We start from the raw sequence: 15507 nt of genomic DNA on the forward strand, positions 1-15507 counted from the left end.
GGCGGCTCCGACGGAAGAATTCACGGCCGAGGAGGTGGAGTCCGCCGCGCGCGCCATCGGCGCGTTTTGCAACCGGGAAAAAGCGGGGCGCGGCGGAGCAAATTGGACGAACCCGGCGTGTGGTCTCCGGGAACGCTTCTTTGGATCGCGTTTTTTCTCCTTATGAACGGGTATTTTGTCGCCATCGAGTTTGCGCTGGTGAAGGTCCGGCAGAGCCGGCTGGAAGTGCTCGCCGAGGAGGGGAACGCCGCGGCCCGCCGGGTGCTCGAGATGGTCGCCGAGCTCCCGCGGTACCTTTCGGCGGCGCAGCTCGGCATCACCCTCGCCTCGCTCGTCCTGGGCTGGCTCGGGGAACCGGCGATGCGGGCCCTCCTCTGGCCGCTCTTTCAGCTTCTCCGGTTGCCGGAGCCCCTCGCCGGTCCCCTCGCCATCGGCGCCGGCTTTGCCGTCGTGACGGCGCTTCATATCGTCGTCGGCGAGCAGGCGCCGAAGGTCGTCGCCGTCCACGTCGCCGAACAGATCGCCCTCCGGTCCTACGGGCCGCTCTATTACTTCTACCGGGTGATGCGGCCGTTCATCGCGCTGCTGGACGGGGCGACGCGGCTCGTGGTCCGTCTGCTGGGCTTCGATCCGGGGGCGGGGGAGACGGCGGGACACACGGAAGAGGAGCTCCGGCTCCTCGTGCGGGAATCGCACGAAAGCGGCCTCATCGACGAGTCGGAGTACGATCTCGTCGAGGGGATCTTCGATTTTGCCGAGACGAACGCCCGGGAGATCATGGTGCCCCGGACGGAGATCGAATGCCTCTACACCGGGCTTTCCTACGAAGAAAACATGCGGATCGTCCGGGAGAAGCTTCACACCCGCTACCCGCTCTGCGACCCGGATAAGGACCACATCATCGGGTTCATCCACATCAAGGACCTCTGGCGCCATCCGGAAGAGCGCGACCTCAAAAAGCTCATCCGGCCGATCACGAAGGTGCCGGAGTCGATCCCGCTCGTCCGCCTGCTCAAAATCATGCAAAAAGAAAAGACCCAGATGACGATCCTGATCGACGAGTACGGCGGGACGGCGGGGCTGGTGACGCTCGAGGACGTCCTCGAGGAGATCGTCGGGGAGATTCAGGACGAGTTTGACGAGGAGCGGCCGGAGGTTGAGGAAGCGGAAGGCGGGGCGTACTCCGTCGACGGTCGGATGCTCATCGAGGAGTTCAACGAGCGGTTCGGCACGGCGATTCACGACGACGATTACGATACGATCGGCGGCTGGGCCTACGCCCATTTCGACACGCCGCCGTCGGTCGGGGCACGGTTCGTTTTCGAAGGGGCCCACGAGTTCGTCATCGCCGAGATGGACGGCCTCCGGGTCGCCCGGCTCCTGTACCGCCGGACGCCGGAAGCGGAGGCGGAAAAAGGGCCGGAGGAAGAGGGCGTGGTGGAAGAACCGCGGCGGGCCGAAGCCCAATAATCGAACGTGCGCAGAGCCGGGGAGGAGCGGGCGTCGGTGGCGGAGTTCGTGCAGACGGTGCTCGAGCGTCTGGAGGCGCTGGGCGCCCTCGGCATCGCCCTCGGGCTCATGATCGAGGTCATCCCGAGCGAGATCGTCCTCGCCTACGGCGGGTACCTCATCGCGAAGGGGGCCGTCGGTTTTGTTCCGGCCTTCGTCGCCGCCGTCGTCGGCGGCGTCCTGTCGCAGCTTTTTCTCTACTGGCTCGGCCGCTACGGCGGCCGGCCGGCGGTCCTTCGGTACGGAAAGTACGTCCTCATCCGGCCGGAGCACCTCGCGGTGGCGGAGCGGTGGTTTGAGCGCTACGGGCCGGGGGTGATTTTTTCGGCGCGGTTCGTGCCGGTCGTCCGGCACGCGATCTCGGTGCCGGCGGGGCTCGCCCGGATGGGCCACGGGCCGTTTATCCTCTACACGGCCCTCGCCATCGTGCCGTGGTCGCTCTTTTTCTTTTTTCTCGGCGCCAAGATCGGTGAAAACTGGCCGCTCGCCAAGGCGATCGCCGCCCGCTACTGGCCGTATTTTCTCGCGGTGGCAGCGGGGTCGTTCGCCCTCTACGTCGTGTGGCGCAGGCGGGCGGAGCGTTCGTAGACGGCGTGCCGACCGGCACGCCGTTTTCGCGTCCGGCGTATATCGTTTATGAGAATCCTCCATACTGGCAAATGAAGACTCGATGCCGAAGGAGGGAGGCCGATGGCCGCCAAGCGGCAGGACGCCTGGCGCGAAGACGAAGATTTCCTGCTCGCCGAGACGGTGCTCCGGCACATCCGGGAGGGAAGCACGCAGCTTCGGGCGTTTGAAGAGGTGGCGGAGAAGCTCGGCCGGACGGCGGCGGCGTGCGGCTTCCGCTGGAACAGCGTCGTCCGGAAGCACTATGAAAGCGATGTGATGCTGGCCAAGCTCACCGGCAAGAAGGCCCGGCGCCGGGAGCGGTCGGCGGTGTCGGCGGAGGTGCCGGTCTTCTATTCGACGGAAGGCGAGGCGGAGGACGGGAGAGAGGGGTGGATCGAGGCGGACGGGGGCGCCCCGGACGGGGCCGCGGCGGAGGCGGAGGACGCGATCCGGGCGGCCGCCGGGGGAAGCGGGCGCCCGGTCGGCCGGCGGCGCGCCGGAGCGCTCGGCTTTGCTGAGGTGATCGCTTTTCTTCGGGAGACGGCGAAGCGGGTCGAGGCGCTGGAGCGGGAGGCGGCGGCGCTTCGGGAGCAGCTCCGGGAGCGGGAGGCGACGATCGAGCGGCTTTTGAAAGAGCGGGAGGCCGGCCTTCGCTGGCCCGCCGGCGAGGCGGTGTTGCCGGACGACTACGGGCTCATCGTGCGCATCCTGGAGCGGGCCCGCCGGCTGGTCGAGGAAGAAGCCGGCGCCCTCGAGCCGCCGGCGCCGCCGGAGCGGACGCCGGAGCGGGCGGCCGAAGGGTTTTGACGCCGGAAACCGACCCGGCGGTCGAGTCGGCCCTCATCGTCGGCCGAATCGCGCCGACGTCCGTCCCCTTTCGCGCCGTCTTTTCCCTTTTTTCCCGCATCCTTTATATTTATAATGGGAGAAAGGGGAAGGCGGCGCGGGAGGGGATTTTTTGCAGGTCACGGTCTGGCGGGCGGCGACGATGCGATCGGCGCGGGAGGGGCTCTACCGGCGGCTCATCGACGCCTCGCACCGGGAGCCGGACGGGGCGCCGCTGATTCTCCTCGTGCCGGAACAGATGACGTTTGCCGTCGAGCGGGCCCTCGTCCGCCGGGGGCTCCGGGGCTCGACGCGGCTCTGGGTCGTGAGTTTTACGCGCCTGGCGTGGCGGGTTTTTCAGGAAGCGGGCGGGCTCGCCCGGCGGCCGGTGACGGCGATCGGGGAGCTCCTCCTCGTGGCGGAGGCGGCCCTTCGCCGGCGGGAGGAGCTTGGCCCCTTTGCCCGGACGGCGGACCGGATCGGGACGCTGGAACGGCTGTCCGCCTTCCTCCGGGAACTCCGCCGCTACGGGACGCCGCCGGAGGCGCTTCGGGCGGCGGCGCAGGCTCTGGCGTCGGATCCGGCCCTTCAGGAAAAGCTCGCGGCGGCGGCGACCGTCTACGCCGACGTCGACCGGGCGCTTCAGTCCCGCTATCTCGCGGCGGAAGACGCCTTGCGGGGGCTCGCGAAGCGGCTTTCGGCGCCCGATCCCGCAAAGCGGCCGGCCTGGGTGGCCGAGGCCGAGGTGTTCGTCGACGGGTTTTTGAGCTTTACGCCGGAGGAGCTGGCGGTGCTGGACGGGCTCATGGCCCGGACGCGGTCGGTGGCGTTTTTGTTCCCCGACCTTCGGGCGGCGGCGGAGGTCGCCGATCCGGCGGCCCGGTCGGTCCTCCGGGCCCTCGGCGCGCTGTACGGCGACGTCGAACGGGGGCTCGACGGCCCGGTGGCGCGGACGGTGGCGGAACTCGAGCGGCTCGCCGGGCGGCGGGGCGTGCCCTTTCAGCTCGCGCCGGCGCCGGATTCGGCGCCCGGATCGGCTCCGGCGGCCGGCGCGGCCCACGGCGGGGCGGCCGGGGCGGCCCGCGGAGAGGCGGCCGGCGGAGCGCACGGGGCGGCCCAGGCGGGGGCGGCGGCCGGCCCCTGGGCGGCGGCGGGCCCGCTTCCGGAGACGCGCCTTTTTCGCCCGCCGACGCGGCGGCGGGAGGTGGAGGGGGCGGCGGCGGTCCTCCGGCACTACCGCCGGCGGGGGATCCCGTACCGGCGGATGGCCGTCGTCGCCGGCGATCTCGAGGCGTACGCCGGCATCGTCGAGGCGGTCTTCGCCGCGGCGGACATCCCGGTGTTCCTCGACCGGGAGCGGCCGATGCGGCCGCACCCGCTCGTCCGGCTCGTCGAGGCGCTCCTCGAGGGGATGGAAAACGGCCCGTCGACCCCGGCGCTCATCGCGCTCCTTAAGACGGGGCTTCTCGGGCCGTTTTTTGAAGCCCGGGGCATGACGCTCACGGAAGACGACATCGATCGGCTGGAGAACTGGCTCCTCGAGTACGGCGTGCAGGGAAGCGACTGGGCGAAGCCGCATTTCGGCCGGCCGCCTGAGGTCGAGGCGGCGAGGGACGGCGGGCGGCCGGAGACGGCGGGACGTCCGGCGGGCCCGGCCGATGGGGCGCGGGAAGCCGGAGCCGCTTTCGCCGGCGGCGGGCCGGAAGGGGCCGGGGCGGCGCTCCGGGAAAAGATCCGGGAAGCCCTCGCCCAGGCCCTTTTTCCCGATGCGGAGGAAAGGACGGCGGCCGAGCCGCCGACGGCCGGGGCGTGGGCCCGGCGGCTCTGGCGGCGGATCGAGGCGCTGGACGTCGAGGCGGGGGTGCGCCGGTCGATGTTCGCCGCCGAGGGGCGGGGGGCGGTCGAGGAGGCGGACGAAGACCGGCAGGCCTGGCAGACGCTGATCGAGCTCCTCGAGCAGACGGCGGACGTCCTCGGCGAGACGCCGATGGACGCCGGGACGTTTGCCCGCCTTTTCCGCTTCGGGCTGCGCTCGGCGCGGTTTCGCCTCGTGCCCCGGACGGTGGAGGCGGTGACGGTGGCGGACCTCGACCGCTCTCGCCTCCTCGACGTCGACGTCATCGTCTTCCTCGGCGCCGTCCGGGGGGCGATGCCGCCGGAAGGCGGCGACGACGGCTGGCTTTCGGAGGCGGAGCGGCGCCGGCTCTTCGAGCGGCTCGCCGAGGCGGAGGCGCCGGCCGTGCGTCTCGCGCCGCCGCTCGAGGAGCGGGTCGCGGAGGCGGCGGTGAAGCTCTGGAGCTTCTTCGCCGAGGCCGGGCGCGCCCGCGCCGTCTTCGTCCCGGCGGCGGTCGGCGACGAGCCGGCGACGCCGGCGCCGTGGGTCGAGGCGCTGGAGGAGACGTCGCCGCCGGCCGCGGGTCGCCGGATCCCGCCGTCCCTCCTTTCCCCGACGCAGGGGCTTCAGGTTCTGGCCGCCGGCGTGCGGGCCTTTGTCCGGGGCGCCCTGCCGCCGCCGGCCTTCTGGCCGCTTTATGCCGCTTACGTCGCCCTGGAGAAGGCGGGCGATCCGGCCGGCCTTTCCGCCCGGGGGATCGCCGGGCTCGCCGCCGGCCGGCCGGAGCGGGGGCGCATTGCGCCCGAGCTCGCCCGGCGGCTCTTTCCGCCGCCTCTCATCGCGAGCGTGTCGAAGATGGAGCGGTACCACGAATGCCCGTACGCCTTTTACGCCGCCCACGGGCTCGCCCTCGCCGAGCGGCCGGTGCACCGGCTGACGATGCCCGACGTCGGGGAGCTCTATCACGCGGCGCTCGCCGCCGCCGGGCCGGCCCTCGCGGCGCTGGCCGACCGGACGAAAGGGGCGGGCGGGTCGTGGCTTTCCGGCGGGATCCCCGCCGAGGCCGAGGCGGCGCTCCGGGCGGCGGTCGAGGCGGCGACGGCGGCGGCCCTGCAACAGGATCGCCGGGCCCTCTTTTCGGCCGACGCCCGCCGGAAGGCGATCGCCCACCGGCTCCGGCGGCACGTCGAACGGACGGCCCGGGCGGCGGTGGAGCAGCTTCGGCGGGGGGCGTTTCGGCCGCACGCCTTTGAATTCGCCGTCGGCGACGGCCGGGACGGGGTGCCGCTTCGGCTTCCCGGCGGCCGGGTCATCCGGATCCGCGGCCGGATCGACCGGATCGACCTCGCCCCGGGGAAGGCGGCGCCCTGGCTCCGGATCGTCGATTACAAGTCCCGCTTTGTGGCGCCGGACGCCCGGCGGTTTCTGGCCGGCGTCGATCTCCAGCTCATCGTCTACCTCGATCTTCTTTTGAACGAAGGCCTCCGGATCGAAGGGAAGCGGATCCTGCCGCGGCCGGCGGCGGCCCTCTACCAGATCGTCGGCGATCCCCGGCCGATCGTGAAAGGGTCGGAGGGGGAGGCGGAGATCGCGCATCTCGTGCTCAAAGCGTATCGCCTAAGCGGCTGGATCGCCCGGGACCGGGACGCCGTCTTCTGCCTGGACGAAAGCCTGCCGGAGCGGCTGCGGGCGATTCAGGAGCAGAAGAAAGAGAAAAAATCCCGGCGCCGCACCGTCGACAGCGCGGTTCTCGATCTTTCGCTTACGCTGGAGGGGGACCTGCCGGCGGGCAGCCGGGGGACGGCCCTCTTCCTCATCCCGGAGGCCGGCTGGGCGGCCCTTCGGGCGGTGGCCCGGGAAAAGCTGGAGGAGGCGGTGGTCGGGATCGAGGCGGGGCGGTATCCGGCGGCGCCCTTCGCCGAGCCGGACGGGACTCCCGTCTGCCGCTTCTGCCCGTACCAGGCGGTCTGCGGCTTCGATCCGGAGGCGGGCGACCGGCCCCGGCGGTTTTATTCGGCCGGCGACGCCCGGCGGGTGCTGGCGGAGATCGTGCACGGCCGGGCGGCCGCGGCGGAGGCGGCGGGCCGGGGCGTTGAAGCCGGGCAAGGGGGTGGAATGTGATGGGCGCATCTCCGGGCGCGGGAGGGGTTCGCTGGACGCCGGAGCAGCGGCTTGCGATCGGCGTCCGGCACGACGAGATGCTCGTCGCCGCCGCCGCCGGCTCGGGGAAGACGGCGGTCCTCATCGAGCGGATCGTCCGCCTCGTCGCCGGCGACGACGCGGGCCCGGGCGGCGCCGGCGAGGCGGCGGGGTCCGGCGGGCAGGAGACCTTCGGCGAGGCCGGTGCGGAAGCCCCCGGCGGACTCATGGCGGCGGCCGCCTCCGGCAGCCCCGGCGGTTCGGGGCCGTTCGGCGAGGCCGGCGCGACGGCGTCCGGCGTGGCTGGTGCAGCGGCGTCCGGCGAGCTCGGTACGACGGCGTCCGGAAAGGCCGGTGCGGCGGCGTCCGGCGAGATCGGCGCGAAAGCCCCGATGCCGGACAAGGCGGGCTTTGGTCGCCGGACGTCCCTCGACCGGCTGCTCGTCCTCACGTTCACCCGGGCGGCGGCGGAGGAGATGCGAAGCCGCCTCGCCCGGGCGCTTCTCGAGCGGGCCCGGACCCGCCCGGGCGATCCCCATCTCCGGCGTCAGCTTCTCCTTTTGCCCCAGGCGGAAGTGACGACGTTCGACGCCTACGCGCTCCGGGTCGTCCGGCGCTTCGCCCACCTCATCGGCTGGGATCCGTCGTTTCGGCTCATCGACGAGATCGAGGAGCGGCCGCTTCGGCAGGCGGCGGTTGAGGCGACGCTCGCCTGGGCGTACGGGACGAAGGCGCCGGACGATCCGTTTTACCGGCTCGTCGACTGGCTGCACGCCACCCGGGACGACGGGCCGCTCGTCGAGGCGCTCTTTCGGCTGGACGACTTCGTCCGCTCGCTGCCGGACCCGGACGCGTTTTTTGCCGCGGGCCTCGAGGCTTACGCCGGGGCGGCCGCCGGCGCGACGGCGGGCCGGTGGTTTTTGGCCTTCCGGCGGACGATGACCGAGGCGCTCGAAGGGCTGGTCCGGGATCTTCGGGGGCTCGTCGGACAGGCCCGGGCGGTGTCGGCCAAGGCGGCGGAGCCGTTCGCGGAAGACGCCGCCGCCGCGGAGGCGGCGCTCGAGGCGGTGCGGGCGGCCGAAGGCTGGGACGACGTCGTCGCCGCCCTGCGGGGGTTTTTCGCCCGCCCGCTCGCCCGGGTGTCGGTTCGGGGGCTTTCGCCGGAGGCCGGGGCGGCCGTCGAGCGGCTCAAGCGGGAGCGGGCGGCGCTTCGGGATCAGCTGAAGGATCGCCTCACCCCCGCCCTCGTCCCGGCGGAGGAGGCGGCCGAAGAGGCGGCCGCCGCCCGACCGGTCCTCGAGGCGCTCGTCGGCCTGTACCGGGAGTACGCGGACCGGCTTGAGGCGATCAAGGGGCGGGAGAACGTCCGGACGTTTTCCGACGTCGCCCGGGCGCTCCTTCGGGTGCTCGAGGCCGGGGCCCTCGAGGCGGTCGCGGCGCAGTACGACGAGGTGCTCGTCGACGAGTATCAGGATACGAACCGGCTGCAGGATGCGTTTGTCGCCCGGCTTTCTGCCCGCGGCGTGCGGGTGTTTATGGTCGGGGACGTCAAGCAAAGCATCTACCGCTTCCGGCTGAGCGAGCCGCGGCTCTTTCAGGAGAAATACGAGCGCTTCCGTCCGATCGCGGCGCCTCCGGCGGAGGGGCCGGCCGACGGCGGGGCCGCGGCGGTTGGCCCGGCCGATGGCGCGGTTGCGGCGCCTCCGGCGGAGGGAGCGCCCGACGGCGGGGGCGCGGCACTTTCGGCGGCGGATGCGCCGGGCGGCGGGGCTACGGCGCTTTCGGCGGAGGGAGCGCCCGCCGGCGGGTCTTGGGCCCTTTCGTCGGAGGGGCCGGCCGACGGCGGGGGCGCGGCGGCTTCGGCGGCCGGACCGGCCCCGGAGGCGGCCGCCGCGGTCGGCGCGGCGCGGGACGCCGCCGCGGGGTCCGGGGAGGCCAAAAGCCGCGTTCGCATCGATCTTAACCGAAATTTTCGCAGCAAGCCGGAGATCTTGCGCTTCATCAACGCCCTCTTCGAGCGCCTCATGGTGAAGGAGGCGGCGGAGATCGACTACGACGCCGCCGCGGCCCTGAGGCCGGGGAAGGAGGCGCCGCCGGATCCGGAGGCGGTGCCGGAATGGACGATCCTCGACGTTCGGCCGGGCGCGGCGGAGCCGCCTTCCGCCGCGGCGGACGGCGAAGGCGGTGAGGCGACGGGCGCCGGCGCGGGAGGCGGGAGCGCCGGGGCGCCCGATGACGGGGCCGGGCCGGATGCGGCCGGGGCTCCGGCCGGCCCGGCGCCGGAGGCGGACGGCGCTTTCGGCGAAGAGGCGGCGCCGGAAGAAGAGGAAGAGGCGCCGGAGGGGGCCGAAGCGGAAGGACGGTGGATCGCCCGGCGCATCCGGGAGCTCGTCGCGGCGGGCCGGTCGTACCGGGAGATCGCCGTCCTTTTGCCGACGATGAGAGGCGCCGGCGACGTCTACGCCCGGGCGCTCCGGGAAGCGGGCATCCCGGCGGTCGTCGACCAGCGTTCCGGGCTGTTTGAGGCGATCGATTTGAAGCGGATCGTGGCCCTCCTCCAGCTTCTCGACAACGGCGCGCAGGACATCCCGCTCGCGGCGGTGCTCACGGCGCCGTTCGGCGGCTTTACCGATGCGGAGCTCGCGGAGATCCGGGCGGCGTATCCGGACCGGCCGTTTCATCGGGCGGTGCGGGCGCTCGTCCGGCTGGCCGCGCTTCGGGAGAAAGAGACGGCCGGCGAAGCGAAGGGGGCCGGAGCGGAAGCGGCCGGAGCGGGAGCGGCCCGGGCGGGGGCGGCCGGGTCAGAAGCGGTCGCTGCGGATGCGGCCGGGGCCCGTCCGGATGGGGCGGCGCCCGGGGCGGAAGAAGCGGCGGCCCTGCCGGATGAAGCGGAACCCGACGCGGAAGCGACGGCCGGGTCCGATGCGCAGACGCCGGGCGATGGGCCGGCGGTGTCTCCGGCGCTTCTTGCGAAGCTCCTTCGCTTCTTTCGGCGGCTTCAGACGTGGCGGCGGCTTTCCCGGCGGCTTTCGCCGGAGGCGCTTTTGGACCGTCTGTATGCCGACACCGGCTATCCGGCGTACGTCCTGGGCCTTCCGGAAGGGGAACTTCGGCGGGAGCGGCTCTTTGCCCTCCGGGACCTCGCCGCCCGGTACGCCGAACACGGCCTCGGGGGGCTTTCGGGCTTTCTCCGGGAACTCGAGCGGCTTCAGGAAAGCGGCGCCGACGACGTGCTCCGGATCGCCGACGGCGAGGAGGACCGGGTGCGGATCATGACCGTCCACCGGAGCAAGGGGCTCGAGTTTCCGGTCGTCTTCCTCGCCGGGCTCGGCCGCGGGCAGAACCGGGAGGACGAGCGGGAGTCGCTCCTTTTGCACGGCGAGCTCGGCTTCGCCCTCCGGCGGGTCGACCTGGACCTCGGCGTCGAGCGGGTCGAGGCGGTGTACCGCTTCCTTCTTCAGGAACGCCTGAGGCGGGAGCGCGGGGCGGAAGCCATCCGCCTCCTCTACGTCGGCCTGACCCGGGCGAAGGAGCGGCTCATCCTCGTGAGCGCCGTCCGGGACGCCGCCCAGACGTTCGGGCTCCGGTCGCCGAAGTCGTCGCGGGGGCGGCTCATCGACCTTCCGCCCCGTTCGGGCATCCGCCTGAGCGATCGCCCCGTGCACCGGCTGTATTTCGCCCTCGAGGCGGCGCTCCGGGAGCGCGGCGGGGTCTTCGGCGGCGGGTTCCGGGAGGTCCTCGACCGGGCGAGGAAGTCGCCGGACGAGGCGATCCTCGTCACCCTGCCGGACGGCTTCGGCCGGACGGCGGCCTTCCGCCTGCGCGTCGTGCCGGCGGACGCCCTCGTCGGGGCGCCGGCCGAAGGATCGGGGGCGCCCGGCCGCGCCCTGGTCGGCGCCAAAGGCGAGACGCCAGCCGAAAGCCCCGGGGGGACGCCGTCGGAGGCGCCCGGTACCGGCGACATGCGGCCCCCTGCTTCCGGCGCTTTCGATGAGGCGGTCGAAAGGGCGGTTCCGTCCGGCGCGCCCGGCATCGGGGTCGAGCGGGCGATGCCGTCCGGCGCCTCCGGGCCGGGAGCGGAAAGCGCCCGCGATCGGGTGCCGGACGCCGACCGGATCCTGGCCGAGGCGGTCGCGGCCTTCCGACTGCCGGACCCGCCGGCCCTGGCGGCCCTGTTTCCCCGGCCGGAACGGGTGGCGAAGGCGGGGGAGGCGCTGCTTCGGGCGATGCGCCTTCCGGACGCCGGCGCGGCGTATCCGACGAAGCTTTCCGTGACGGAGCTCAAGCGGCGGCTCGAGGCGCCGGATCCGCTGGCGCGGCCCCTCGTGGCGCCCTTCCGCCTCCGGCGGCCGCGGTTTTCGGGGGCGGCCCTCACGCCGGAGGCGATCGGGTCGGCGGTGCACCGGGTGCTGCAGTCGCTCGATTTCGGCGGGCCGCCGTCGATCGAGGCGGTCGAGGCGACGATCCGCCGCCTCGTCGAGGGGGAGGCCCTGCTGCCGGAGGAGGCGGAAGCGGTCGACCGGGCGGCGATCGTCCGCTTCTGGACGTCGCCCCTCGGGGTGCGGCTCGCCCGGGCGGCCCGGACGGGGACGCTCCGGCGGGAGGTGTCGTTCCTCTACGCGCTGTCGCCCCAGGCGCTCTGGGAAGAACGGGCCGGAACCGGGGGAGCGGACGCGGAAGGGGCGGTCTTTTTGGACAAAGGGAGCGCGGTTCTCTCGGCCCCGGCGGGCGCGGTTCGGACGGCGGCCGGCCCGGACGGCGAGGCGGAACCGATCGTCGTCCAGGGGACGATCGACGCCCTGTTTGAAGAGGACGGGGGGCTCGTCCTCCTCGATTACAAAACCGACCGGACCGACCGGTCCGCCCCGACCGGCGCCGGCGACCGGTCCGCCCGCCATCCGCCTTCCGAAGAAGCGCTCCGGAAGCGGCACGCGCTTCAGCTTCGGCTCTACGCCCGGGCGATCGAGGCCATCTGGGGGGTTCCGGTTCGGGAGCGGTGGATCGTCTACCTCGATCGGGACGAGCCGGTGCGGGTGTAGGGTGAAGACGCGGCGAAGCCGGAAGCGGGCCGCCCGGGTGGTTGTCGTCGCCCGAAGGATCGGGTCGGTCGGGCGGTTTTTTGCCGAAAACGGGCGGCGAAGCGTCGCAAGGCGACCGTCCGGCGGCCGCCCGCCGTCAAGCGGCCATCGGCAAAAACGGCCGAAGGGGGAAGCGCATGGGGGAGCTCGACAACTGCCCGCGCTGCGGCCGGGTGTTCGTTCGCCTGCCGGGGCAGAAGGTCTGCCCGGCGTGCGCGGCGGAGATCGAGGCGGAGTTCGAGCGGGTGTACGCGTTCATCCGGAAAAAGGAAAACCGGCAGGCGACGATCTACGAGGTGAGCGACAAAACCGGCGTGAGCGTGCGGCAGATCACCGAGTTCATCCGGGAGGGGCGCATCCGGATCGCCGATCATCCGAACCTCGCCTACCCGTGCGAGCGGTGCGGGAAGGCGCTCATCACCGAGGGGCGCTTCTGCCCGAGCTGCAAAAAGGAACTTGAGGAAATGACGGAGCAGCTCAAACGCGCCCTCGAGGCGCGTCCGGAGGCAGGCGAGCGGTATCTGCAAAAAAAGGGTCGGCCGCCGGAAAAGCGGCCGTAGGCCGTAAACCTTTGCCGCCGTTCGGCCGATACTGACGGTAAAGCGAGGCGGCGCTCGAGTTGCCGAAAGCGGGGGATGCGGCATGAAAATCGATCCGACGCAGGGCGCCGGCGCCTACCGGGCGGAGGCCAGCCGGGCTAGCGCCGGCCGGACGCCCCCGCCGCATCGGGCGCTTCGGGCCGAAGACCGGCTGGAGATCTCGCCGGCGGCGCGGGCGCTTTCGGTCGAAGGCGCCGGGCGCGCGGCGCCGGCGCCGGTTCCGGGCGGGGTGCCGGCCGTTTCGCCCCCGACCGGCGCGCCGTCGCCGGCGCGGTCTCCGGCCGCCGGCGCCGGCGCCTCGGCTTCGGAGGGCCCCGCGGCGGCGGGGCCGGCTCCGGCCGGCCCCTCTTCCGCCCCGGCTTCGGTGGGCGCGCCGCTCTTTGGCGCGGCGGGCGATCGGGCGCAGCGCCTTCAAGCCCTCCGGCAGGCCGTCGAACAAGGCGCCTACCGCCCGGATCCGGCGGCGATCGCCGAGGCCCTCCTTCGCGCTCTGGCCGGCGGCCGGCGGGCGGATCGGTGAACTCCGGCGGGGCGAAGGGCGGGGAGGGACCGATGCGGACCGACGGACCGGGACGCGAGGCGGAAGGCCGCCCGGATGCGGCGGCGCTCTCCTCTTTGATCGACGTGCTGGAGGACCTCATCAAAGTGCACGACGCCCTCATCGCGGCGGCCGAAAGAAAGCGCGCCGCCCTCACGGCCGGAGATGTGCCGGCGCTCGAGCAGGCGGTGGCGGAGGAGATGGCCCTCGTCCGCCTTGCCGAACAACTGGAGGCGCGCCGGGCGGAGGCGGTCGGAAGCTGGGCGGCCGCGACCGGCCAGGGGAATGCGGCGCCCCGGACCCTTCAGGATCTCATCGAGCGGCTCGCGCCCGGGGAGGCGCGAACGCGGCTGGAAGGCGCCCGGGCGGCGCTTCGGGACCGGATCGCCCGCCTTCGGGCGGCCAACGAGATCAACCAGGCGCTGATCGCCTTTTCGCTTTCCTCCATCGAGGCGCTCATCAAACTGTACGCCGGCGTCGGCGAAGGCGCGGGATACGCCCCGCCGGGGCGGGAGGTGCCCCGGGACGGCGGCGCCCTGTTCGACGGGCGGGCGTAAGGCGGCGCCGGCGCGAAGCGGGACGCCGGCTTCGGAGCGATCGGCCGAGCGCGGCGCCTTTTGCCCCGGACGGCTCGGACGGACGATTCCGGTGGACGGTTCGGGCGGACGAGGCGTTCGCGCCGGCCAGGGGATCGCCTGCGCCGGAGCGACGCCGGGGCGCGGCAAGCGGCACCGAGACGACGGGCGATGCCTTCGGATCGAAAGGGGGGATGGGGATGCGCTCGACCTTTACCGGCGTCGAGATCGCCCGCCGGGCGCTTTTCGCCCAGCAGGCGGCCCTCCAGACGACGGAACACAACGTGGCCAACGCCAACACGGACGGCTACACCCGCCAGCGGGCGGAGCTCGTCGCCGCCCGGCCGCTCCCTTATCCGGGCCTCACGATGGGGGCGCTGCCGGGGCAGATCGGGATGGGGGTCGACGTGGCGCGGATCGCCCGCCTCCGGGACGGGTTTCTGGACCGGCAGTACCGGGAGGAGCGGGCGGCGGCGGCGTACTACGAGACGCTCTCGAACGTCTACGACCGGCTGCAGGCGGTGCTCCGGGAAGATCCCGAGCTCGGCGGGACGGGGCTTCTCGCGGCCGCGGACGCCTTTTTCGGGGCGTTCGACGACCTCGCCCTGAACGCCGAGCGGGGGGAGGCCCGGGAACAGGCGATCGGCGCGGCCCAGAGCCTCGTCGACGCCTTCTGGCACATCGCCGAGTCGCTCGATCGCATCCGGGGCGACCTCGACTTCCAGGTGCGCCAGATCGCCGAAGAGGTGAACTCGATCGCCCGGCGCATCGCCGACCTGAACGGCCAGATCGGGCGGCTCAGGCCCCACGGCCTGATGACGAACGACTGGGAGGACGCCCGGGACCACCTTCTGGACGAGCTTGCGGCGCGGGTCGATCTCGAGGTCGTCGACCTCGGAAACGGCATGATCCGGGTGACGATCGCCGGCGGCAAGACGCTCGTCGACGGGACGGACGTCCGGCCCCTCGAGATCGGGACGGACGGCGCCGGGCGGACGACGGTGGCGCTCGGCGGAGAAGCGCTTCAGGCCCGCGGCGGCACGCTCCAGGCGGCGATGGAGGCCCGCGACCGGGTGCTCGCCGATCTTCAGGGACGCTACGACGCCCTCGCCCGGGCGTTTCAAGCCGAGGTCAACCGGCGCCACATGGCCGGGGTGAACCTCCGGGACATTCTTGCCGGAAAGACGGACCCGAGCAACATTCCGTTTTTCGTGAGCCGGTCGTGGCTGGAGACGCTCGATCCGGCGGTCTGGGATCAGCTGCAAAGCGGGACCCTTTCGTGGACGGACGCGCAGTTTCTCGATCCGAACGCGGACCCGCCGGGGTCGGCGTACGTCTGGGAGGCCCGCGGGATCGGCGACGTCGCCGTCAACCCCCTCCTGGTCCGGGACCGGACCCTCCTCGCCGCCGCCGGCGCCCCGCCGACGGGCATCGCCGACGGCCGAACGGCGAAGGCGCTGGCGGCGCTTCGGACGGCGGGGCTTCCGGGGCTTCCGACCGGCGAGGCCTTCGGCGAGGCGTACGGCGGCCTCATCGGCCGCCTCGGCATCGACGCCCAGCGGACCGATCACCTGCGGGAGATGAAGGCGACGCTCGTCGAGCAGGTCGATCGCCAGCGGCAGTCGGTCCACGGCGTCTCCCTCGACGAGGAGATGACGAAGCTCATCGAATACCAGCACGCCTACAGCGCCGCGGCTCGGGCCCTTACGGCCATCGACCAGCTCCTCGATCGGCTCATCAACGGCACCGGCCTCGTCGGGCGGTAAGCGGGCCCGGGGCCGGCGCATCGGGCGGCCGGCGC

The 15507-nt window shown here is 72.9% G+C and carries 9 protein-coding genes; all 9 read left to right on the forward strand.

The annotated features are described in order from the left end of the window. Positions 1 to 102: 102 nt before the first annotated feature. The 9 genes from K2M58_RS01105 to flgK all read left to right on the forward strand — a co-directional run bounded on the left by K2M58_RS01105 (position 103) and on the right by flgK (position 15472). Positions 103 to 1470 carry a hemolysin family protein gene (locus K2M58_RS01105; protein ID WP_220677931.1) on the forward strand — a complete coding sequence of 456 codons (1368 nt, stop codon included), beginning with the start codon at positions 103 to 105 and terminating at the stop codon, positions 1468 to 1470. Positions 1471 to 1506: 36 nt separating this feature from the next. Further along, entirely contained in the window at positions 1507 to 2097 is a 591-nt protein-coding gene (locus tag K2M58_RS01110; RefSeq protein WP_066198676.1) for an undecaprenyl phosphate transporter UptA, read from the forward strand. A 102-nt stretch (positions 2098 to 2199) separates the two neighbouring features. Beyond that, positions 2200 to 2925 (forward strand): RsfA family transcriptional regulator, encoded by a 726-nt coding sequence (locus K2M58_RS12780; RefSeq protein ID WP_289628257.1) that lies wholly within the window; start codon positions 2200 to 2202, stop codon positions 2923 to 2925. A gap of 151 nt (positions 2926 to 3076) precedes the next feature. Next, on the forward strand, positions 3077 to 6898 hold the full coding sequence (locus tag K2M58_RS01120) for a PD-(D/E)XK nuclease family protein (protein ID WP_220677932.1): 3822 nt from the start codon (positions 3077 to 3079) through the stop codon (positions 6896 to 6898). Beyond that, positions 6898 to 11955 (forward strand): UvrD-helicase domain-containing protein, encoded by a 5058-nt coding sequence (locus K2M58_RS01125; protein ID WP_220677933.1) that lies wholly within the window; start codon positions 6898 to 6900, stop codon positions 11953 to 11955. The genes K2M58_RS01120 and K2M58_RS01125 overlap by 1 nt, the downstream gene beginning before the upstream one ends. Before the next feature lie 176 nt (positions 11956 to 12131). After that, positions 12132 to 12554 carry a TIGR03826 family flagellar region protein gene (locus K2M58_RS01130; protein WP_220677934.1) on the forward strand — a complete coding sequence of 141 codons (423 nt, stop codon included), beginning with the start codon at positions 12132 to 12134 and terminating at the stop codon, positions 12552 to 12554. Between the two features lie 82 nt (positions 12555 to 12636). Next, the gene (locus K2M58_RS01135) at positions 12637 to 13113 is read left to right on the forward strand and encodes a flagellar biosynthesis anti-sigma factor FlgM (protein WP_220677935.1); all 477 of its coding nucleotides are present in this window, start codon (positions 12637 to 12639) and stop codon (positions 13111 to 13113) included. A 32-nt stretch (positions 13114 to 13145) separates the two neighbouring features. After that, positions 13146 to 13688 (forward strand): flagellar protein FlgN, encoded by a 543-nt coding sequence (locus tag K2M58_RS01140; protein ID WP_220677936.1) that lies wholly within the window; start codon positions 13146 to 13148, stop codon positions 13686 to 13688. 218 nt (positions 13689 to 13906) lie between these two features. Beyond that, positions 13907 to 15472 (forward strand): flagellar hook-associated protein FlgK, encoded by a 1566-nt coding sequence (gene flgK, locus K2M58_RS01145; protein ID WP_220677937.1) that lies wholly within the window; start codon positions 13907 to 13909, stop codon positions 15470 to 15472. The last annotated feature ends 35 nt before the right edge of the window (positions 15473 to 15507 follow it).

Source organism: Hydrogenibacillus sp. N12 (assembly GCF_019645935.1).
Taxonomy (GTDB): Bacteria; Bacillota; Bacilli; order Thermicanales; family DSM-22653; genus Hydrogenibacillus; species Hydrogenibacillus schlegelii.